20 protein-coding genes are annotated in these 19719 nt (G+C 63.6%); 14 read left to right on the top strand and 6 right to left on the bottom strand.

The window, feature by feature from the left end:
- Positions 1 to 5 precede the first annotated feature (5 nt).
- Together HMPREF3138_RS23065 and HMPREF3138_RS23060 are read left to right on the top strand one after the other, a co-directional pair.
- Positions 6 to 650, top strand: coding sequence for a PadR family transcriptional regulator (locus HMPREF3138_RS23065; RefSeq protein WP_038877502.1), 645 nt, complete (start codon positions 6 to 8; stop codon positions 648 to 650).
- Positions 650 to 949, top strand: a complete 300-nt coding sequence (locus HMPREF3138_RS23060) for a DUF3861 domain-containing protein (RefSeq protein ID WP_038877504.1) — start codon at positions 650 to 652, stop codon at positions 947 to 949. Before HMPREF3138_RS23065 ends, HMPREF3138_RS23060 begins: the two co-directional genes overlap by 1 nt.
- 27 nt (positions 950 to 976) lie before the next feature.
- On the opposite strand, the gene kdpE is transcribed toward HMPREF3138_RS23060, so the two are convergent.
- The 6 genes from kdpE to HMPREF3138_RS23030 all read right to left on the bottom strand — a co-directional run bounded on the left by kdpE (position 977) and on the right by HMPREF3138_RS23030 (position 8914).
- Positions 977 to 1666 carry a two-component system response regulator KdpE gene (gene kdpE, locus HMPREF3138_RS23055; protein WP_038877506.1) on the bottom strand — a complete coding sequence of 230 codons (690 nt, stop codon included), beginning with the start codon at positions 1664 to 1666 and terminating at the stop codon, positions 977 to 979.
- A gap of 16 nt (positions 1667 to 1682) precedes the next feature.
- On the bottom strand, positions 1683 to 4379 hold the full coding sequence (kdpD, locus tag HMPREF3138_RS23050) for a two-component system sensor histidine kinase KdpD (RefSeq protein ID WP_038877508.1): 2697 nt from the start codon (positions 4377 to 4379) through the stop codon (positions 1683 to 1685).
- 73 nt (positions 4380 to 4452) lie between these two features.
- Positions 4453 to 5022, bottom strand: a complete 570-nt coding sequence (gene kdpC / locus HMPREF3138_RS23045) for a potassium-transporting ATPase subunit KdpC (RefSeq protein WP_038877509.1) — start codon at positions 5020 to 5022, stop codon at positions 4453 to 4455.
- A gap of 18 nt (positions 5023 to 5040) precedes the next feature.
- Positions 5041 to 7110 carry a potassium-transporting ATPase subunit KdpB gene (kdpB, locus tag HMPREF3138_RS23040; RefSeq protein ID WP_038877510.1) on the bottom strand — a complete coding sequence of 690 codons (2070 nt, stop codon included), beginning with the start codon at positions 7108 to 7110 and terminating at the stop codon, positions 5041 to 5043.
- A gap of 26 nt (positions 7111 to 7136) precedes the next feature.
- The gene (kdpA, locus tag HMPREF3138_RS23035; RefSeq protein ID WP_038877511.1) at positions 7137 to 8825 is read right to left on the bottom strand and encodes a potassium-transporting ATPase subunit KdpA; all 1689 of its coding nucleotides are present in this window, start codon (positions 8823 to 8825) and stop codon (positions 7137 to 7139) included.
- Complete coding sequence (locus HMPREF3138_RS23030) at positions 8825 to 8914, bottom strand: K(+)-transporting ATPase subunit F (RefSeq protein WP_016928742.1); 90 nt, start codon at positions 8912 to 8914, stop codon at positions 8825 to 8827. Before HMPREF3138_RS23030 ends, kdpA begins: the two co-directional genes overlap by 1 nt.
- A 441-nt stretch (positions 8915 to 9355) precedes the next feature.
- Between HMPREF3138_RS23030 and HMPREF3138_RS23025 the strand changes: the two genes are divergently transcribed.
- The 12 genes from HMPREF3138_RS23025 to nei all read left to right on the top strand — a co-directional run bounded on the left by HMPREF3138_RS23025 (position 9356) and on the right by nei (position 19678).
- Entirely contained in the window at positions 9356 to 9565 is a 210-nt protein-coding gene (locus tag HMPREF3138_RS23025; RefSeq protein ID WP_038877512.1) for a YbfA family protein, read from the top strand.
- 141 nt (positions 9566 to 9706) lie between these two features.
- Positions 9707 to 10663: a YbgA family protein gene (locus HMPREF3138_RS23020; RefSeq protein WP_038877513.1), complete on the top strand. Its 957-nt coding sequence runs from the start codon at positions 9707 to 9709 to the stop codon at positions 10661 to 10663.
- 15 nt (positions 10664 to 10678) lie between these two features.
- On the top strand, positions 10679 to 12109 hold the full coding sequence (gene phrB / locus HMPREF3138_RS23015; protein WP_038877514.1) for a deoxyribodipyrimidine photo-lyase: 1431 nt from the start codon (positions 10679 to 10681) through the stop codon (positions 12107 to 12109).
- A 22-nt stretch (positions 12110 to 12131) separates the two neighbouring features.
- Positions 12132 to 13112: an MBL fold metallo-hydrolase gene (locus HMPREF3138_RS23010; protein WP_038877517.1), complete on the top strand. Its 981-nt coding sequence runs from the start codon at positions 12132 to 12134 to the stop codon at positions 13110 to 13112.
- 18 nt (positions 13113 to 13130) lie between these two features.
- Positions 13131 to 13874 (top strand): type 2 GTP cyclohydrolase I, encoded by a 744-nt coding sequence (locus HMPREF3138_RS23005; protein WP_038877518.1) that lies wholly within the window; start codon positions 13131 to 13133, stop codon positions 13872 to 13874.
- Positions 13875 to 14033: 159 nt separating this feature from the next.
- Complete coding sequence (pxpB, locus tag HMPREF3138_RS23000) at positions 14034 to 14690, top strand: 5-oxoprolinase subunit PxpB (protein WP_094300707.1); 657 nt, start codon at positions 14034 to 14036, stop codon at positions 14688 to 14690.
- Positions 14684 to 15616, top strand: coding sequence for a 5-oxoprolinase subunit PxpC (pxpC, locus tag HMPREF3138_RS22995; RefSeq protein WP_038877519.1), 933 nt, complete (start codon positions 14684 to 14686; stop codon positions 15614 to 15616). Before pxpB ends, pxpC begins: the two co-directional genes overlap by 7 nt.
- The gene (gene pxpA / locus HMPREF3138_RS22990; RefSeq protein ID WP_038877521.1) at positions 15606 to 16346 is read left to right on the top strand and encodes a 5-oxoprolinase subunit PxpA; all 741 of its coding nucleotides are present in this window, start codon (positions 15606 to 15608) and stop codon (positions 16344 to 16346) included. Before pxpC ends, pxpA begins: the two co-directional genes overlap by 11 nt.
- An 86-nt stretch (positions 16347 to 16432) precedes the next feature.
- A complete protein-coding gene (locus HMPREF3138_RS22985; RefSeq protein WP_038877524.1) occupies positions 16433 to 17164 on the top strand; it encodes a DUF969 domain-containing protein in 732 nt (243 codons plus the stop codon).
- A complete protein-coding gene (locus HMPREF3138_RS22980) occupies positions 17161 to 18180 on the top strand; it encodes a DUF979 domain-containing protein (RefSeq protein WP_070559354.1) in 1020 nt (339 codons plus the stop codon). Before HMPREF3138_RS22985 ends, HMPREF3138_RS22980 begins: the two co-directional genes overlap by 4 nt.
- 8 nt (positions 18181 to 18188) lie before the next feature.
- Complete coding sequence (gene pcp, locus HMPREF3138_RS22975) at positions 18189 to 18833, top strand: pyroglutamyl-peptidase I (protein ID WP_038877528.1); 645 nt, start codon at positions 18189 to 18191, stop codon at positions 18831 to 18833.
- A gap of 53 nt (positions 18834 to 18886) precedes the next feature.
- Positions 18887 to 19678 carry an endonuclease VIII gene (gene nei / locus HMPREF3138_RS22970; protein ID WP_038877530.1) on the top strand — a complete coding sequence of 264 codons (792 nt, stop codon included), beginning with the start codon at positions 18887 to 18889 and terminating at the stop codon, positions 19676 to 19678.
- Positions 19679 to 19719 lie beyond the last annotated feature (41 nt).

Raw genomic sequence — 19719 nt, 5'->3', positions numbered from 1 at the left:
ACCCTATGTTTCATCGATTAGGTTTACACCGTCATCATCACCACCATGAATGCGAAGCGGGCGAGGGCCGCCGTCATCGCGGCGGACGTCATCATTTCGGCGGCGAAGGCGAAGAGCACGGCCGGGGTGGGCGCGGCGGCCGGGGCGGGCGTCACCGTCTGTTCGAGCACGGCGATCTGCGTCTGGTGCTGCTGGCGCTGGTGGCGCGCAAGCCCAGCCACGGCTATGAGCTGATCAAGGCGATTGAGGAAGCTTCATCCGGCCTGTACGTGCCGAGCCCAGGGGTGATTTACCCCACGCTGACGCTGCTGGAAGAACAGGATTTCCTTGAGCCGCTCACCACCGGCAACGGCCGCAAAAGCTACCGCCTCACCGCCGCGGGTGAGGGCGAGCTGCAAAAGCATCAACAGGTGGTTGACGTCATTCTGGCGCGTCTGGCGGGTGCCGGCCGCGAACATCATCGGCACGGCAATCTGGCGGAAGGCATCTACGACGCCATGAACCGCCTGCGCAGCCTGCTGCGCGGCAACGTGATGCGCGCCGATCTCACGCCGCAGCAGGTGGAACGCATCAACGCCGCGTTGCTGACCGCCGTGGCGGCGATCGAAAGCGAAATGCATATTCAACCCACGCAGCAGGAGAAGAACTGATGCCCGGCCACCGTTTTACTATTACCGTTGAAGCCCTGAGCGATCGTCAGGGTAATCCCGTCGAGAAAGCGCCGCTGAGTTTTGAAGTGACCAACCACGACGATATTCTCGATATCGTCGAGCGCATCCGGGCGCGTGACGATCTGAACTTCGGCCCCGAGCAGAGCGCGGCCTTCGCCGTAGGCTTGAAGTTGTTCTCCGAGGTGATGATCGAAAACCGCAAACACCCGGTGTTTGCCCCGCTGCGCGATGCGTTTAAAGAATTTATGGTCGGATTGAAGAAGGGGCCGGCGGCGTAAAGGCGCGGCAAACCGCGCCCGCCGGGGTTAAGGCATGAAGCGATAGCCGACGCCGGTTTCGGTCAGCAGGTGTTTGGGCCGGGCCGGATCGGCTTCGAGCTTCTGCCGCAGGTGGCCCATGTAGATGCGCAGATAGTGGCTGTGCTCCACGTAGTTCGGCCCCCAGACGTGGCTCAACAGCTGGCGTTGGGTGATCACCTTGCCGGCGTTGGCCAGCAGCTCCGCCAACAGGCGAAACTCGATCGGCGTCAGATGCAGATCTTCGTCGTTGCGCAGCACCCGGCGATTCACCAGATCGACGGTGATTTCCGAAAAACTTATCAGCGGGCTTTCCTGTTGGCTGGCGGAGTGGCGACGCAGCGCGACCCGCACCCGCGCCAGCAGCTCGCCGATGCCGAACGGCTTGCTGAGGTAGTCGTCGGCGCCGGCGTCCAGCGCGGCGATTTTGTCCTCTTCGGCGTTGCGCGCCGACAGCACGATCACCGGAATGGCGCTCCACTGCCGCAGATCGCGGATGTAGCTCAGCCCGTCGCCGTCCGGCAAGCCCAAATCAAGAATGATCAGATCCGGTTTGCGCGTGCCGGCTTCAATCAACCCGCGCTGCAGCGTTTCACTTTCAAATACCCGCAGGCCTTCGCTCTCCAGCGCGGTGCGCACGAAGCGGCGGATCTCTTTTTCATCTTCAACAATCAGAATGTTGGTTGGCGTTATGCTCACGTTTCCCCTGCGCTGATTACAGATCGAAGGCGTCGCCGTCGATCTCGGGCGGTTTTTCCAGCGGCAGCACGAAGCGGAAGCTGGCACCGCCGTTGGCGCCGTTTTCCGCCCAGATGCGGCCATCATGCACTTCAATAATGGCACGGCAAATCGCTAACCCCAAGCCGACGCCGGGGATCGCCGACTCTTTATTGCCGCGTGAAAACTTGTCAAAAATCAGCTGCAGCTGATCGGCGGGGATGCCGGGGCCATTATCCCAGACCTCGACTTCCAGCCACTCGGGCAGCGTGCGGGCGCGAATGCCGATGGTGGCCTCGGCACCGGCGTATTTATTGGCGTTTTCCAACAGGTTGGTGAACACCCTCTCCAGCAGGCTGCCGTCGCAGTTGACCAGGATCTGTTCCGGCGGCAGTTCGACCACGATCGGATGCTGGCTGAGCAGCGGCTCCAGCATGTGCAGCGAGGCGCCGACGATCTCTTCCAGCGACTGCCACTCTTTGCGCAGGCTGAAACCGCCGGACTGGATGCGCGCCATATCCAGCAGGTTGTTCACCAGCCGGGTGGTGCTCAGCACCTGCTGGCGAATCTGGCTGGCCTGGGTGGCGTGATTGGAGCCTTCGGCCGCCAGGTCCAGCGTGAGGATTTCCGCCTGGCCGAACAGCACGGTCAGCGGCGTGCGCAGATCGTGCGACAGCGCCGCCAGCAGCGAGTTGCGCAGCTGTTCGCGCTCGGCGTCCAGCTTGGCTTCTTCGGCGCTGCGCGCCAGGTGCAGCCGCTCCAGCGCGCTGGCGATCAGCACCGCGAAGGTCTGCAGCAGCCGCTGCTGTTCCGGCACCATCAGCTGGCGCAGGTTGTTGGGTTCGATCGCCAGCAGGCCGAAGGTCTGCTTGGGGGTATTGAGCGGCAGCAGCTGGTAAGGCACGCCGGGCAGGGTGTCGGTGCCGGCGCCGGCCGGCAGGCCTTTGTCGAAGCTCCAGCGTGCGATGGCCTCGTCTACCGACAGCAGCCCACCTTCCTCGCCGACCATCTGTTGCAGGCGGCCGTCTTCCTGCGGCAGCAGCAGCACGGTTTTCGCCTGGAAACTGCTGGAGAGGAAGTGGCGGCTGGTGTTGGCGATGTCGGCCACGGTCAGCGCGCGGCTCAGCCCGCGCGACATTTCGTACAGGTGGCGCGCCCGCTGCTCGCGGTAGCGCGCCACCCGGGCCTGATAACGCACCCCGGCGGTCAGGTTGCCGATGATGATGCCGACGGCGAGCATCACACCGAAGGTCAACAGGTACTGCATGTCGCTGACGGCGAACGACCATTCGGGCTGGACGAAGAACAGATCGAAACTGGCGACGTTGATCACCGCCGCCAGCACCGACGGCCAGCGGCCGAAGAACAGCGCGACGATCGCCACGCCGAGCAGATAGACCATCACCAGGTTGGCCTGATCGAAGCCCGGTAGCAGCCACTGCGAGAGCAGGGTAATCAGCGCGCACAGCGCCACCGCGACCACGCAACCGCGCAGCTGCATGCGCCATTTATCATTGAAGCTGCGGCCGTCGTGCTCCTTGCCCGGCGGCGGTTGTGCGGTGTCGCTCTCCAGCGCCACGATCACCAGATCGAGATCCGGGCCCAGCCGGCCGAGGCGATCGGCGAAGCTGCCGCGCAGCTTCCAGCGCTGCTCGCTGCGGCGGCCGATGATGATTTTGCCGAGGTTATGCTCGCGGGCATAGCGCAGCACCGCGCGCTCTTCGGACGGATCGGCCAGGGTGGCGGTTTCTGCCCCCAGTTCCTGCGCCAGCCGCAGCGCGCGCAGAATGGCGCGGCGCTGGTTTTCCGGCAGCCGGTGCAGCTTGGGGGTTTCCACATAGACCGCATGCCAGTGGCAGCCGAGCCGCGCCGCCAGCCGGGCGGCGATGCGCACCAGCTTTTCGTTGCCGCTGTTGTGGCCGACGCACAGCAGAATGCTGTCGCGGGTGTGCCACACTTTCTCGCGCCCCTGGGTGTCGCGAAACTCGCGCATCTGGTCATCGACCCGATCGGCGGTGCGGCGCAGCGCCAGCTCGCGCAGGGCGATCAGGTTGCCTTTGCGGAAGAAGTGCTCGATGGCGCGCTCGGCCTGGCCGGGAATATACACTTTGCCTTCGTGCAGCCGCCGGCGCAGATCGTCCGGCGGCAGATCGACCAGCACCACTTCGCTGGCCTCGTCAAACACGTGGTCGGGCACCGTTTCACGCACCCGCACGCCGGTCACGCCGCCCACTACGTCGTTCAGGCTTTCCAGATGCTGCACGTTGACGGTGGTCAGCACGTCGATGCCGGCGTCCAGCAGCTCTTCCACATCCTGCCAGCGTTTGGGGTGGCGCGAACCGTGAGCGTTGCTGTGCGCCAGTTCGTCCATCAGAACCAGCGCCGGGTGGCGCGCCAGCGCGGCGTCGAGATCGAATTCATGCACCAGCCGGCCGCGATGCTGGATGCGTTTTTGCGGCAGCAGCGTCAGGCCGTCGAGCAGGGCGGCGGTCTCGCTGCGGCCGTGGGTTTCCACCACGCCGACCAGCACGTCCAGCCCCTGAGCGCGCAAACGCTGGGCTTCCTGCAGCATGGCGTAGGTTTTGCCGACGCCGGCGCAGGCGCCGAAGAATACCTTCAATCGGCCGCGCGGTTTTTCATTGGCCAACGCCAGCAGGCTATCGGGATCGGGGCGCTGCTGCTCTTCTTCGACCATGACAATTCCTTGTGTTACCAAGCAAAAAGGGGTTCGGCATGCCGAACCCTATCACTATGCTGAATACGGCGCGTTACTTCAATGCGTCCAGCGCCAGGTTCAGCTTCAGCACGTTCACCACCGATTCCCCCATAAAGTTGGGCGTGGCCCGATCGGTGTTGTCTTCGATCAGTTTGGCGATCTGTTCCGGCGGCAGATGCCGTGCCGCGGCGACCCGTGCCAGCTGATATTGTGCGGCGGCGATCGAGATCTGCGGATCCAACCCGCTGCCGGAGGCGGTCAGCAGATCGACCGGGATCGGGCCGCTCATCGCAGGGTTGGCCTGGCGCAGCTGCGCTGCGCGCTCGGCGATAGCCTTATCCAACGCCGGGTTGGTGGCCGCCAGGTTGCTGCCGGCTGAGGCCAGTGGATTATAGGCCGAATCGCCGGTGGCCGATGGGCGGCCCCAGAAATAGTCGGGGCGCGTGAAGTTCTGGCCGATCAGCGCGGAGCCGACCGCCTTGTCGCCCCGGTACAGCAGCGAACCGTTGGCCGCACCCGGAAACAGCAGCTGCGCCAGCCCGGTGGTCAGCAGCGGATAGGCGATGCCGGTGATCAGCGTCAGCAGGATCAGCATTACCAGCGCAGGTCGTAAATAAGTCATGTTCATTTCCCTCAATGGTTAACCGGCGACGTGCAGCGCGACCAGGATCAGGTCGATCAGTTTGATGCCGACGAACGGCACCAGCAGGCCGCCGACCCCGTACAGCCACAGGTTGCGGCGCAGCAGGGCCGCGGCGCTCATCGGTTTGTAGCTCACCCCTTTCAGCGCCAGCGGGATCAGGAACACGATCACCAGGGCGTTGAAGATCACCGCCGACATGATGGCGGAGGCCGGGGAGTGCAGATGCATCACGTTCAGCGCGTTCAGCTGTGGATAGGTGGCCGCGAACGCCGCCGGAATGATGGCGAAGTATTTGGCCACGTCGTTGGCGATGCTGAAGGTGGTCAGCGAGCCGCGTGTCATCAGCATCTGTTTGCCGATGTGCACCACTTCGATCAGCTTGGTCGGGTTGGAATCCAGATCGACCATGTTGCCCGCCTCTTTGGCGGCCTGGGTGCCGGAGTTCATCGCCACCGCCACATCGGCCTGCGCCAGCGCCGGGGCGTCGTTGGTGCCGTCGCCGGTCATCGCCACTAGGCGGCCTTCCGCCTGGTACTGGCGGATCAGCGCCAGCTTGGCTTCCGGCGTGGCTTCCGACAGGAAGTCGTCCACCCCGGCTTCGGCGGCGATCGCCGCCGCGGTCAGCGGGTTATCGCCGGTGATCATCACCGTTTTGATGCCCATCTTGCGCAGCTCATTGAAGCGTTCCTTGATGCCGCCCTTGACGATATCCTTCAACGCCACCACGCCCAGCACCCGGGCGCCTTCCGCCACCACCAGCGGCGTACCGCCGGTGCGCGCCACGCTTTCCACCAGATCGTCCACCGCCCGCGGGAAGTGCCCCTGATTGGATTCGACGTGACGGCGAATGGCATCCACTGCGCCTTTGCGGATCATGCGCTCCTGCACGTTGACGCCGCTCATGCGGGTTTGGGCGGAGAAGGGCACGAAGGTGGCGTTCAGCGCCTGCAGATCGCGTTCGCGCAGGTTGAATCGCTGTTTGGCCAACACCACAATGCTGCGGCCTTCCGGCGTTTCGTCCGCCAGTGAGGCCAGCTGCGCGGCATCCGCCAGCTCTTGCTCTTTCACGCCCGGCGCCGGCAGGAACTCCGAAGCCTGGCGGTTGCCCAGCGTGATGGTGCCGGTTTTATCCAGCAGCAGCACGTCCACGTCGCCGGCGGCTTCCACCGCGCGGCCGCTGGTGGCGATCACGTTGGCGCCGAGCATGCGGCTCATCCCGGCCACGCCGATGGCGGACAGCAGGCCACCGATGGTGGTGGGGATCAGACAGACCAGCAGCGCGACCAGCACGGTGATGGTGACCACGCTGCCGCTGCCGGCCGCTTCCACGCTGTATTGCGAGAACGGGAACAGGGTGGCGGTGGCCAAGACGAACACGATGGTCAGCGCCACCAGCAGGATAGTCAGTGCGATCTCGTTCGGCGTTTTGCGGCGTTTGGCGCCTTCCACCATGGCGATCATGCGATCGAGGAAGGTTTCCCCCGGGTTGACGCTGCACTGCACTACCAGCCAGTCGGACAGCACGCGGGTGCCGCCGGTGACCGAGGAGAAGTCGCCGCCGGACTCGCGGATCACCGGCGCGGACTCACCGGTGATGGCGCTTTCATCTACCGAGGCGCCGCCTTCTAGCACTTCGCCGTCGCACGGAATGGTGTCGCCGGCTTCCACCAGCACGATATCGCCTTTGCGCAGGCTTTCGGCGGCCACTTTCTCCGTGGCGCCGTCGCGGCGCGGGCCGGCCAGCTTTTTCGCCCAGCTGGTTTTCTTGGTGCCCCTCAGGCTTTCCGCCTGGGCCTTGCTGCGCCCTTCGGCCAGCGCTTCCGCGAAGTTGGCGAACAGCACGGTGAACCACAGCCACAGGGAAACGCTGCCGGTAAAGGCGGCGGCGCCGTCGGTTTGGCCGGTGAGGATCGCCAGCCAGATGGCGGTGGTCAGAATGCTGCCGATATACACCACGAACATCACCGGGTTGCGCCATTGAACGCGAGGGTCCAGTTTTTTCACCGCATCGATCAGCGCGGTGCGCACCAGGGCCGGTTCAAACAGCGCGCGTTGTTTGCGAGTCATCTCTTATTCTCTCTCTGTGACGTCTGTTAGTTTGCCAACCAAAGCTGCAAATGCTCGGCCACCGGGCCCAGCGCCAGCGCCGGCACGAAGGTCAGCGCGCCCACCAGCAGCACGGTGCCGATCAGCAGGCCGATAAACAGCGGCCCATAGGTCGGCAGGGTGCCGTTGCCCGCCGGTTGGCGTTGTTTGGCGCTCAGCGAACCGGCGATCGCCAGCACCGGCAGGATCACCCCGAAGCGGCCGACAAACATGGCGAAGGCCAACAGCAGGTTGTAGAACGGCGTATTGACGCTCAACCCGGCGAAGGCGCTGCCGTTGTTGTTGGCGGCGGAGGACAGGGCGTACAGCACTTCACTGAAGCCGTGGGCGCCCGGGTTGAGGATGCCGGCGCGGCCCGCGTCGGTGCCGATGGCCAGCGCGCTGCCCAGCAACACCAGCGTCGGCGTGACCAGGATCGCCAGCGCGGTCATCTTCATGTCGTAAACGTCGATCTTCTTGCCCAGATATTCCGGGGTGCGGCCGATCATCAGACCGGCGATAAACACCGTCAGCAGCACGAACAGCAGCATGCCGTACAGGCCGGAGCCGACGCCGCCGAATACCACCTCACCTATCTGCATCAGCCACATCGGCACCATGCCACCCAGCGCGGTGAAGGAGTCGTGCATGGCGTTAACCGCCCCGCAGGACGCGGCGGTGGTCACCACCGAGAACAGGCTGGTGGCAAGAATGCCGAAGCGTGACTCTTTGCCTTCCATATTGATATTGCTGTCGGCGCCCAGCGCGCTCAGGTGCGGGTTGCCCGCCAGTTCGGCGTACATCACCACGACCACCGCCACCACGAAGATCAGCGCCATTGCCCAGATCAGCGCATGGCCCTGGCGGTTTTCACCGGCCAACTGGCCGAAAGAGAAACACAGCGCGCAGGGGATCAGGAAGATGGCCAGCATCTGCACGAAGTTAGTCAGCACGGTTGGGTTCTCGAACGGGTGCGCGGAGTTGGCGCCGAAGAAGCCGCCGCCGTTGGTGCCGAGCATCTTGATCGCTTCCTGCGAGGCCACCGGCCCCATCGGCAGCGTCTGCTGCGCGCCTTCGAGCGTGGTGACGTGCAGGTAAGGCAGGAAGTTTTGCAGCGTGCCCTGGCTGACGAAGAACAGGGCGATCAGCAGCGCGATCGGCAGCAGCACATACAGCGTGATGCGGAACAGATCGGCCCAGGCGTTGCCGACGGTGTTGCCGGCGCGGCGGGTAAAGGCGCGGATCAGCGCAAAGGCCACGGCGATGCCGGTGGAGGCGGAGACGAAGTTCTGCACCGCCAGCCCGGCCATCTGGCTGAAATAGCTGAGGGCGCTTTCGCCGCTGTAGGCCTGCCAGTTGGTGTTGGTGACGAAGCTGACGGCGGTGTTGAGCGCCAGATCCCAGGAGAGGCCAGGGAAGCCTTGCGGGTTGAGCGGCAGCGAGCCCTGCGTCATCAGCAGGGCGAACAGCAGCGCCAGGCCGAGCAGGTTGAACGCCAGGATCGCCAGCGCGTACTGCCACCAGTTCATCTCGGTGGCGCGGATGCCGCAGGCGCGCCAGACGCCGGCTTCCACCCCGCGCAGCGCAGGCAGCGGCTCACCCTCGATCAGGCGCGCCATAAAGCCGCCCAGCGGCCGGGCCAGCAGCAGAAGCACCAGCAGGAAGCTGGCGATCAGTAAAAAGGCTGAAGCCGCCATCAGAAATCCTCCGCGTTAAACAGGGCGTAGACCAAATAGGCCAACAGCAGCAGAACCAACAGCGCACCACCAATAACGCTGAAACTCACGGGACACCTCCAGAGGTGTTGTTTTTGATAGAGGCAGTGTAGGGAGAGGGGTAGAAAGAAGATGAAAAAATCGCGCGGATGGGTGTAAAAAAAGTATAAAAATGGCTGAAATTTCAGCGGAAATTCAGCGCTTCAACCATCAGGCCGGTGGCGAGATTGCCCCTGATGGAGGAGGGTGAACGGGCGTAAGCGGGAAATAACCACCCGGATAATAACCACAATGTAACCCATGGTAAGTTAAAAATTAACCTTGCTGTAACAAAATTACGGATCGCTGCGGCGATTAGCGATTTTTTGTGCGATTTAGTGGTCGGATGAGTAGTAAACTTTCATCAAGTGCGCTAAAATTTTGCCCAGTTACCAAATTACCGATTGTTCATTTGATACGCCGACGCCGTTTTCCCTGACAAATCAACGGCAGGCGTTTTTAAGGAGGTTCGCATGTCTACTACCTATCACGCTTATTCACTGCATCGGATTCTCCTGCGCCGCAGCGCAGTCGTCCTCGCGGGCATTTTGGCCCTGCCGGTGATGTTGTTCCGCAGCGATCGCGGGCGTTTTTACAGCTACCTGCACCGCGTCTGGTCAAAAACCAGCGATAAGCCGGTCTGGCTGCAGCAGGCGGAACTGGCGTCCTGCGATTTCTACTGAGCCATTGCCGATTCACGAAAAACCCTCGCCCTACGGCGGGGGTTTTTTTACGCCTATAGCCGCCCCTATCAAGCGCAAGGTCGTATTCGGCAAGCCATTCTTCTACACTTTCCTCATCGGCCAACAACACGGGAGAGCGGTATGAGCGACAAGATCCCTATCGGTATCAGCGCCTGTTTACTGGGCGAAGCGGTGCGTTTCGACGGCGGCCACAAGCGGCTGGCCTTTGCGGTGGAACAGTTGGCGCCCTATGTGCGCTTTGAGCCTGTTTGCCCGGAAATGGCGATTGGCCTGCCCACGCCGCGCCCGGCGCTGCGCCTGGTGAAGCAGGCGCAGCCGTGGCCGGCGATGCGCTACAGCAACGACGCCGGCGTGGATCTGACCGAGGAGATGCGCGGCTTCTCCGCGCAGCGCGTGGCGGCCTTGCAGCATCTGTGCGGCTATATCGTCTGCGCCAAGTCACCGAGTTGCGGCCTGGAGCGGGTGCGGGTCTACAGCGAAAACGGCAAGGACTCGCGTAAAAACGGCGTCGGTCTGTTTACCGCCGAACTGCTGCGCCAGATGCCGTGGCTGCCGGTGGAAGAGGATGGACGATTGCAGGACGCGGCACTGCGGGAAAACTTCATTGAACGGGTATACGCGCTGTACGAGCTGAACATGCTGTGGCGTCAGGGGCTGACCCGCGGCGGGCTGATCGCGTTTCACAGCCGCTATAAGCTGTCGCTGCTGGCGCATTCGCAGCCTGCGTATCGGGAGCTGGGGCGCTTCGTCGCCGATATTCACCGCTGGGACTCGCTGGAGGCCTTCGCCGTGGAATACCGCAGCCGCCTGATGGCGCTGTTGGCGCACAAGGCAACGCGCCGCAACCACACCAATGTGCTGATGCACGTGCAGGGCTACTTCCGCCGTCAGCTCAGTACGGCGCAGCGCCAGGAGCTGGCGCACCTGATCGACCGCTACCGGCAGGGCATGCAGCCGCTGTTGGCGCCGATCGCGCTGCTCAAGCATTACATGGCGGAATACCCCGATCGCTATCTGGCGGAACAACGCTATTTCGAACCTTATCCGGAGGCGCTGCGTTTGCGTTACGGCCATTGATTGACAAGGAGTTTTATGACCACGCATCTGGTCTGGTTGCGTAACGATCTGCGTATCACCGACAACAAAGCGCTGCAGGCGGCCTGCAGCGATCCCGAAGCCCGGGTGCTGGCGGTGTTTATCGCCACGCCGCAGCAGTGGCGGCAACATGAGATGGCGCCGCGGCAGGCGGCGCTGATCCACGCCAGCCTGCAGGCGGTGCAGCAGGCGCTGGCGCACAAGGGCATTGCGCTGCATTGCCATTCCTGTGCGGACTTTGCCGCGTCGATTGATTGGCTGTCGGACTATTGTGAGCGGGAGCAGGTGGATGCGCTGTTTTACAATCGCCAATACGAACTGAACGAACGGCGGCGAGATGCGCGGCTGGAACAGCGGTTGAGTGGCCGGGTGAGGTGCCACGGTTTCGATGACAGCCTGCTGTTGCCGCCGGGCAGCGTGCTCACCGGCGGCGGCGAGATGTACAAGGTCTATACGCCGTTTCGCAACGCCTTTCTTCAACGCCTGACCGAGTCCGACGTGAGTTGCCTGCCGGCGCCGAAGATCCGCGCCGGTGGTGCGTTACCCATGCCTGAAGCGCCGGTGGCGTTCGATTATCCCGTGGCAGACATCGGGGATGGCTATCCCGCCGGTGAGGAGGCCGCGTTGCAGCGGCTGCGCGCCTTTTGCCGCGAGCAGGTGCAGGATTACCTCCGGCAGCGCGATCTGCCGGCCCTCGCCGGCACCAGTAGCCTGTCGCCCTATCTGGCGATCGGCGTGCTGTCGCCGCGCCAGTGCTTCAATCGCCTGCGCGCCGAATGCCCGCAGCTGCTGGAAGATCGCGAAAGCGGTGCCTTCGCCTGGCTCAACGAGCTGATTTGGCGCGAGTTCTATCGCCATCTGCTGGTGGCCTATCCCGATCTGTGCCGCCATCGGCCGTTTATTGCCTGGACGGACAAGGTGCGCTGGTGCGATGACGCGGCGAAGCTGCAGGCCTGGCAGCGGGGCGAGACCGGCTACCCGATCGTCGATGCCGCCATGCGCCAGCTCAACGCCACCGGCTGGATGCACAACCGGCTGCGCATGATCAGCGCCAGTTTTCTGGTGAAGGATCTGCTGATCGACTGGCGCGCCGGGGAGCGCTATTTCATGTCGCAACTGCTGGATGGGGATCTGGCGGCCAACAACGGCGGCTGGCAGTGGGCGGCCTCTACCGGCACCGACGCCGCGCCGTATTTCCGCATCTTCAACCCGACGACTCAGGGTGAACGTTTTGATCCACAAGGCACTTTTATCCGTAAATGGTTGCCGGAACTGGCGGATGTGCCCGACAATGACATCCATCATCCCCATCGCTGGGCGGAAAAGCAGCGATGCACGCTGAACTACCCGCTGCCGATCGTCGACCATAAGCAAGCCCGGCTGGAGACGCTGGCGGCGTTCGAGGCGGCAAAACGGGGAGAGTCTTGAGGCAACTGCAAGGAGCGACGCAATGATGAAAAAGGTGCTGGCCCTGTGCCTGAGCGGCTATTCGGCGCTGGCGATCGCCGGCTTTGACGTGGTGGCGCTCGGCGTCGACGGCGGCGTCAGCGACGGGAATCTGACCTCCTACCTGATCCGCAGCGACAATCAGCCGCGTTATGTGGCGCTGGACGCCGGTTCGCTGCTGCCGGGCATCGCCAAAGGGCTGGAGAAGGGCAGCTTCCCGCAGGTGACGCCCGAGCTGGCCGCGCCTTACACGCCGCAGGGCTATGTGTTCCGGCAGTTGATCGGCAGCTACTTTATCAGCCACGGCCACCTGGACCACGTGGCGGGGCTGATCGTCGGCTCACCCGAGGACAATAAAAAAACCGTTTACGCCCAGGCGGACACGGTACTGACCCTGCGTAATCACTACTTCAACTGGAAGGCGTGGCCGAACTTTACCGACGCCGGCAACGGCTCGCGGCTGGGCACCTACCGGCTGCAAACGGTGCGGCCGCAGCAGCGGTTTACCCTCGGCCTGACCGGATTGACCGGCGTGATGTACCCGCTCAGCCACGATCGCTATCCGTCGTCGATGCTGCTGATTTCCAACGGCAACGAGTTCTTCGCCTACTTCGGCGATACCGGGCCGGATAAGGTGGAGCAGTCGCGCGATCTCGATACCGTCTGGCGCGCGCTGGGGCCGCTTGTCGAGCAGAAGAAGCTCAAGGGCATGATTATCGAAACCTCTTACCCTAACGGGGTGGAGGATAAACATCTGTACGGTCATTTGACGCCGGCTTGGCTGCTGAAGGAGCTGAAGAACCTGACGCAGTACAGCGGCGGCGATGGCTCGCTGAACGGTTTGCCGGTGGTGATCAGCCACATCAAGCCCAGCCTGAAACAGGGCGAAGACACGCGCGCCGCCATTGCGCAACAGCTGGCGCAGGGCAACGATCTGGGCGTGAAATTTATCCTGATGGCGCAGGGCGACCGGCAGACATTTTGACTATGAAGAGAGAAGAGAATGCGTAACCTCGATCTGGAACAACTGATCAACACGGAACTGAACGTCGCGGCGTTTCAGGACTACGCCCCCAACGGATTGCAGGTAGAAGGCTGCCCGCACGTGCAGCGTATCGTGACCGGCGTCACCGCCTGTCAGGCGCTGCTGGACGCCGCGGTGGCGCATCAGGCCGACGCGATTATCGTGCACCATGGCTATTTCTGGAAAAACGAGGCGCCGGCGGTGCGCGGCATGAAGCGCAACCGCCTGAAAACGCTGCTGACCCACGATATCAACCTGTACGGCTACCACCTGCCGCTGGACGCGCATCCGGTGCTGGGCAACAACGCGCAGCTGGCGCAGGCGCTGGGCATTCGGGTGATTGGCGAAGTCGAGCCGCTGGTGCCGCACGGCGAATTTGAACAGCCGCTGACCGGCGAAGCGCTGCAGCAGCGAATCGAAAGCCGGCTGGGGCGCGCGGTGCTGCACTGCGGCGATAACGCGCCTGAGCACATTCGCCGGGTGGCCTGGTGCACCGGTGGCGGCCAGGGCTTTATCGACAGCGCGGCGCGCTTCGGCGTCGATGCGTTCATCAGCGGTGAAGTGTCTGAGCAGACCATTCACAGCGCGCGCGAAATGGGCGTGCATTTCTTCGCCGCCGGCCACCACGCCACCGAGCGCGGCGGCGTGAAGGCGCTGGGCGACTGGCTGGCGCAGCACCACGGCTTTGATGTGACCTTTATCGATATCCCGAATCCCGCCTGATTTTTTTCTTCCCCGGATCCAGCCCGGCCTGTGCGCCGGCTGAATCCTTTTACCGCGCTATTTCCTTATTTTCCTTATGGTTGCGTTCTATTGACAGCCGGGGCCGCGTCACGCATAACTGGTGTGTTTTTCATCGCGATAATAATAAGGAGAATAAGGGTGCAACAAGCACGTTATTACCTGTTGGGTGAAAGAGCGGTAGTGCTTGAACTGTCGCCGCCGGTGACCTTACCGAGCCAGCAGCGCATCTGGGCGCTGGCGGAAAAGCTGAATCACCACCCCGACGTGCGGGAAGTGGTGCCGGGGATGAATAACCTGACGCTGTTGCTGCATACGCCGCAGGCCGACGCCGAAGCGATGCTCGCATTGTTGCAACAAGGTTGGGAAAGCAAAGAGAGCCTGACGCCGGAATCGCGTCAGGTGGATATTCCGGTGGTCTACGGCGGGGAGCAAGGCCCCGATCTGGATGAAGTGGCGCGCCATATCGGCATGACGCCGCGGCAGGTGGTGGAATGCCACGCGGCGGCGGCCTACGTGGTCTATTTCCTCGGCTTTCAGCCGGGTTTCTCCTATTTGGGCGGCATGCCGGAACAGCTGGCGACGCAGCGCCGCGCTGAGCCGCGTCTGGCGGTGGCGGCCGGCTCCGTCGGCATCGGCGGCGGCCAGACCGGCATCTATCCGCTGGTGACTCCCGGCGGCTGGCAGCTGATTGGCCGCACGCCGCTGGCGCTGTTCAATCCGCATGAAATGCCGCCGACGCTGCTGCGCCCGGGCGATAACGTGCGCTTCGTGCCGCAGAAGGAGGGCGTATGCTGATTATTCTGCGTGCCGGCATCTATACCACGGTGCAGGATTTGGGCCGCGAGGGATTCCGACGTCTGGGCATCAGCACCGGCGGGGCGCTGGATCAACCGGCGTTGAAGATCGCCAACCTGCTGGTGGGCAATGCGCCGGAGGCCGCCGGGCTGGAGATCACCCTCGGCCAGTTCAGCGCCGAGTTTACCCGCCCTGGCTGGATCGCCCTGACCGGCGCCGGCTGCGACGCGCAGCTGGACGGCAAGCCGCTGTGGACCGGCTGGCGCTACCCGGTGAAAAAGGGGCAGCGGCTGGCGCTGGGCACGCCGAAACGCGGCATGCGCAGCTACCTGGCGATCTCGGGCGGCATCGCCGTGCCGGAAATGCTGGGCTCGTGCAGCACCGATATGAAAGCCGCCTTTGGCGGCCACGAAGGCCGTAATCTGAAGGACGGCGATCGGCTGCCGCTGGGCAAATCCCACGCGCTGCCGCAACACCGCTGTGGCGTGAAGCAGCTGCTGTTCACCAACCGCATCCGCGCACTGCCGGGGCCGGAGTACGCTGAGTTCAGCGAAGAGGCGCAGGACACGTTCTGGCGCACCGCCTGGCAGCTCAGCCCGCAGAGCAACCGCATGGGCTACCGCCTGCACGGCGGCACGCCGCTGGAGCGCACCACCGACCGCGAGATGCTGTCGCACGGCCTGCTGCCCGGCGTGGTGCAGGTGCCGCACAACGGCCAGCCGATCGTGCTGATGGCCGATGCGCAAACCACCGGCGGTTACCCGCGTATCGCCTGCGTGATCGAGGCCGATCTCTACCACTTGGCGCAGATCCGTCTCGGCGAACCGATCCACTTCGTTCTCTGCTCACTGACCGAGGCGCAGCGCGCCAAAGCCGAGCAGGATCTCTTCCTTCGACAGATTGCCTGGGGGTTACATGATCGTTGATTTAAACGCCGATCTCGGCGAAGGCTGCGCCAACGACCAGGCGCTGTTGCAATTGGTGAGTTCGGCCAACATCGCCTGCGGCTTCCACGCCGGCGATGCGCAGACCATGCGTCAGTCGGTGCGCTGGGCATTGCAGTACGGCGTGGCGATCGGCGCTCACCCGAGTTTTCCCGATCGGGAGAACTTCGGCCGCACCCGCATGCAGCTGCCGCCGGAAACGGTCTACGCGCAGGTGGTGTATCAGCTCGGGGCGCTGGCGGCGATCGCCCGCGCCGAGGGCGGAGTGATGGTGCACGTTAAGCCGCATGGCATGCTGTACAACCAGGCGGCGGTTGAGCCGGCGCTGGCGGAAGCGATCGCCCGGGCGGTGCAGGCGGTTGATCCGGCGCTGCGGCTGGTGGGGCTGGCCGGCAGCGAGCTGATTCGCGCCGGGGAACAACTCGGTCTGACCACCCGGCAGGAGGTATTCGCCGATCGCGGCTATCAGGCCGACGGCACGCTGGTGCCGCGCGGTTTGCCGGGGGCGTTGATCGACGATGACGAACAGGCGCTGGCGCAAACGCTGGAGATGGTGCGCCATCACCGGGTGCGCAGCGTGGATGGCGTCTGGACTGCCGTTCAGGCGGAAACCGTCTGCCTGCATGGGGACGGCGAGCATGCGCTGGCGTATGCGCGCAGGCTGCGGGACAGTTTTGTTCAGCAGGGCATCCGCGTCAGCGCGGAGCAGTAAAGCAGTAAAGCAATAAAGCAATAAAGCAATAAAGCAAGACACAACATCACAAGCAAAAAACTATTAGAAAATATCGAGGGAAGACTATGGAACAGGCCGTGAATCTCTGGCCACTGATTGGCATCGCCGCCATCGTGGTCGGGTTTGTATTGCGTTTCAACCCGGTGCTGGTGGTGATCGCCGCCGGCATCATCACCGGTTTGGCGGCGCTGATGCCGCTGGATGTCATTCTGGAAAAGCTCGGCGAGGGCTTTCTCAACACCCGTAACCTGCCGCTGATCCTGCTGCTGCCGCTGGCGGTGATCGGCCTGCTGGAGCGCCACGGGCTGAAAGAGCGTGCGCAGGCGTGGATCGCCAAGATCAAAAGCGCCACCGCCGGCCGTTTGCTGATCGTATACCTGTTCGTGCGCGAGATTACTGCAGCGATGGGGCTGACCAGCCTGGGCGGGCATCCGCAGATGGTGCGGCCGCTGCTGGCGCCGATGGCGGAAGGAGCGACGGAAAACCGCTACGGCGAGCTGCCGGAGCGCACCCGCCACCGTCTGCGCGCCATGTCGGCCGCGACCGACAACGTCGGGCTGTTCTTCGGCGAAGATATCTTCGTCGCCTTCGGCGCGATCATCTTCATGCACAACTTTATGCTGGAGTCCGGCGGCATTCAGACCGAGCCGCTGCATATCGCGCTGTGGGGCATTCCGACCGCGATTTTCGCTTTCCTGATCCACGCGTTGCGGCTGTATCGGATGGATAAGCAGCTGAGCGCCGAGCTGGCGCAGCTGAATCAGGCGGCGCTGCAGGCGAAGGGGGAGGCACGATGAACTTCCAGCAACAATATCTCTACTGGCTGGCCGGCGCGGTGCTGCTGATTGTGGCGGTGATGTCCTTCCGCGATCGCGCCAACCCGCGCCGCATCACCACCGGGCTGTTTTGGGGGCTGTACGGCCTGGTGTTCCTGGTCGGCGACTGGACTTACCGCCTGCTGGGCGACGTACTGGGCGAGGGCAGCAACGAAAAACGCATGCTGCATATCATCGTTGGCGGGGTGGTGGTGGTGATGGCCCTGATTGCCGGCTTTGGCGGTGTGCGCCTCGGCAGCTATCACCAGCGGACGCCGCAGGAGCGCGAGGCCAGCGCCAAGCGCCTGGGCAACAAGCTGTTTATCCCCGCCCTGGCGATCCCGGTGGTGACGGTGATCGGCGTGCTGTTGTTCAACAACGTGCCGGCGTTGCAAACCGCGGTGTTCGGCAGCGGCAACCATGCGACGTTGATCACCCTGTTCTCGATGACCGTCGGCTGCCTGATTGGCCTGGCGATCGCGGTGAAAATGCCCCACGAGAAGGCGCTGCAGCCGGTGCAGGAAGCGCGGCGCTTGCTGGATTCGATCGGCTGGGCGTTCATTCTGCCGCAGATCCTCGCCACGCTGGGGCTGCTGTTTACCGTCGCCGGCGTCGGCACCGCGATCTCGCATTTGACCCAGGAGTATCTGGCGGTCGATAACCGCTTTATCGCCGTGGCAGTCTACGCTATCGGTATGGCGGTGCTGACCATGGTGATGGGCAACGCCTTCGCCGCTTTCCCGATCGTTACCGCCGGCATCGGCATTCCGATCCTGGTGTTGCAGCACGGCGGCAACCCGGCGGTGATGGCGGCGATCGGCATGTTTTCCGGCTATTGCGGCACCCTGATGACGCCGATGGCGGCGAACTTCAACATCGTGCCGGCGGCGTTGCTGGAGCTGCCGGACAAGAATGCGGTGATCAAGGCGCAGGTGCCGACCGGCGTGCTGCTGCTGTTGGTTAACGTGTTCCTGCTGTATTTCCTGATGTTCCTGTAGGAGTAAGGATGCAAAAAGTATTGATTACCGGCTTTGAGCCGTTTGGCGGCGAGCGCCTCAACCCCTCCTGGGAAGTGGTGAAGCAGCTCAATGATATGGAGCTGGTCGGCACGCGCATCGTGGCGCGCCAGCTGCCGTGCGTGTTCGGCGCGGCGTTGGACGCGCTCAATGCGGCGATCGACGAGGTGCAGCCGGTAATGGTGCTGGCTATCGGCCAGGCCGGCGGCCGTACCAACATCACGATTGAACGGGTGGCGATCAACGTCGACGACGCGCGTATCCCCGACAATCAGGGGCAGCAACCGGTGGATGAGCCGATCGTCGCCGGCGGTCCGGCGGCCTATTTCAGCACTTTGCCGATTAAAGCGATGGTCAGTTCGATGCGCGAGGCCGGCATTCCGGCCGCCGTTTCGCAGACCGCCGGCACCTATGTGTGCAACCATGTCATGTATGGCCTGCTGCACCGTTTGAGCGGCCAGCACGAGGTCAAGGGCGGGTTTATCCATATCCCGTACCTGCCGGAACAGGCGGCGGCACACCCCGGTGCGCCGAGCATGGCGGCCTCGACGGTGCTGTTTGCATTGGAGCTGGCCGTTTCCATCGCTTTGCAGGTGGAGCACGATCTGAAAGTGGTGGGCGGCGCGACGCATTAATCATGTCATCCCCGGCGCATCGGGCTGCGCCGGGTCTACGCAAGGAGTGGTCTATGCCGGAAGGACCGGAGATTCGCCGGGCGGCGGACAAATTGGCGGCGGCAGTGATCGATCAGCCGCTGACCGCCGTCGATTTCGCTTTTCCCCAGCTGAAACACTATCGCCAGCGTCTGCTCGGCGAGCGCATCGTCGCCATCGAGCCGCGCGGCAAGGCGCTGCTGACCCATTTCTCCAATGGGCTGACAATGTACAGCCACAACCAGCTGTACGGCGTGTGGAAAGTGGCGGCGGCAGGGGAGACGCCGGAGACCAAGCGCGATCTGCGGGTGCGGCTGGAAACCGCCCGCAGCGCGATATTGCTTTACAGCGCTTCCGACATTACCGTCGGGCCGCGCGAGGAAATAGAGCAACACCCGTTTTTGCAACGCATCGGCCCCGACGTGTTGGACATGTCGCTGACGGTAGACGATGTGGAGGAGCGGTTGCTGACGCCGCGTTTTCGCCGCAGGCAGCTGGGGGGCATGCTGCTCGACCAGGCGTTTCTTGCCGGATTGGGCAATTATCTGCGCGCCGAAATCCTGTGGCAGGCCGAACTGGCGCCGCAGCACAAACCGCAGGATCTGACGCCAGAGGCGCTGCGCCGCCTGGCGGAGGCATTGCTGGCGGTGCCGCGCCTTTCCTACCAGACGCGCGGGCAGGCGGATGACAACCGGCATCACGGCGCGCTGTTTCGCTTCAAGGTATTTCATCGCAGCGGCGAGCCCTGCGAACGCTGCGGTGGGATGATCGTGCGTACCGAACTGTCGTCGCGGCCGTTTTATTGGTGCCCGGGCTGCCAGAAATAACCAAAAAAAACGCCGCCCGAAGGGGCGGCGCTGTGCGGTTT

This window comes from Serratia sp. HMSC15F11 (assembly GCF_001808215.1).
Classification (GTDB): Bacteria; Pseudomonadota; Gammaproteobacteria; order Enterobacterales; family Enterobacteriaceae; genus Serratia; species Serratia nevei.
This window is presented reverse-complemented; position numbering and strand designations above follow the sequence as displayed.

Bases quoted from the DNA above. Each gene is read 5' to 3' on its own strand.
- kdpC (WP_038877509.1), bottom strand. From the start codon at position 5,022: ATGACTTATTTACGACCTGCGCTGGTAATGCTGATCCTGCTGACGCTG.
- HMPREF3138_RS23025 (WP_038877512.1), top strand. From the start codon at position 9,356: ATGTCTACTACCTATCACGCTTATTCACTGCATCGGATTCTCCTGCGC.
- HMPREF3138_RS23020 (WP_038877513.1), top strand. From the start codon at position 9,707: ATGAGCGACAAGATCCCTATCGGTATCAGCGCCTGTTTACTGGGCGAA.
- phrB (WP_038877514.1), top strand. From the start codon at position 10,679: ATGACCACGCATCTGGTCTGGTTGCGTAACGATCTGCGTATCACCGAC.
- HMPREF3138_RS23060 (WP_038877504.1), top strand. From the start codon at position 650: ATGCCCGGCCACCGTTTTACTATTACCGTTGAAGCCCTGAGCGATCGT.
- pxpC (WP_038877519.1), top strand. From the start codon at position 14,684: ATGCTGATTATTCTGCGTGCCGGCATCTATACCACGGTGCAGGATTTG.
- nei (WP_038877530.1), top strand. From the start codon at position 18,887: ATGCCGGAAGGACCGGAGATTCGCCGGGCGGCGGACAAATTGGCGGCG.
- kdpD (WP_038877508.1), bottom strand. From the start codon at position 4,379: ATGGTCGAAGAAGAGCAGCAGCGCCCCGATCCCGATAGCCTGCTGGCG.
- HMPREF3138_RS23010 (WP_038877517.1), top strand. From the start codon at position 12,132: ATGATGAAAAAGGTGCTGGCCCTGTGCCTGAGCGGCTATTCGGCGCTG.
- HMPREF3138_RS23005 (WP_038877518.1), top strand. From the start codon at position 13,131: ATGCGTAACCTCGATCTGGAACAACTGATCAACACGGAACTGAACGTC.
- pxpA (WP_038877521.1), top strand. From the start codon at position 15,606: ATGATCGTTGATTTAAACGCCGATCTCGGCGAAGGCTGCGCCAACGAC.
- HMPREF3138_RS23065 (WP_038877502.1), top strand. From the start codon at position 6: ATGTTTCATCGATTAGGTTTACACCGTCATCATCACCACCATGAATGC.
- HMPREF3138_RS22980 (WP_070559354.1), top strand. From the start codon at position 17,161: ATGAACTTCCAGCAACAATATCTCTACTGGCTGGCCGGCGCGGTGCTG.
- kdpA (WP_038877511.1), bottom strand. From the start codon at position 8,825: ATGGCGGCTTCAGCCTTTTTACTGATCGCCAGCTTCCTGCTGGTGCTT.
- HMPREF3138_RS22985 (WP_038877524.1), top strand. From the start codon at position 16,433: ATGGAACAGGCCGTGAATCTCTGGCCACTGATTGGCATCGCCGCCATC.
- kdpB (WP_038877510.1), bottom strand. From the start codon at position 7,110: ATGACTCGCAAACAACGCGCGCTGTTTGAACCGGCCCTGGTGCGCACC.
- pcp (WP_038877528.1), top strand. From the start codon at position 18,189: ATGCAAAAAGTATTGATTACCGGCTTTGAGCCGTTTGGCGGCGAGCGC.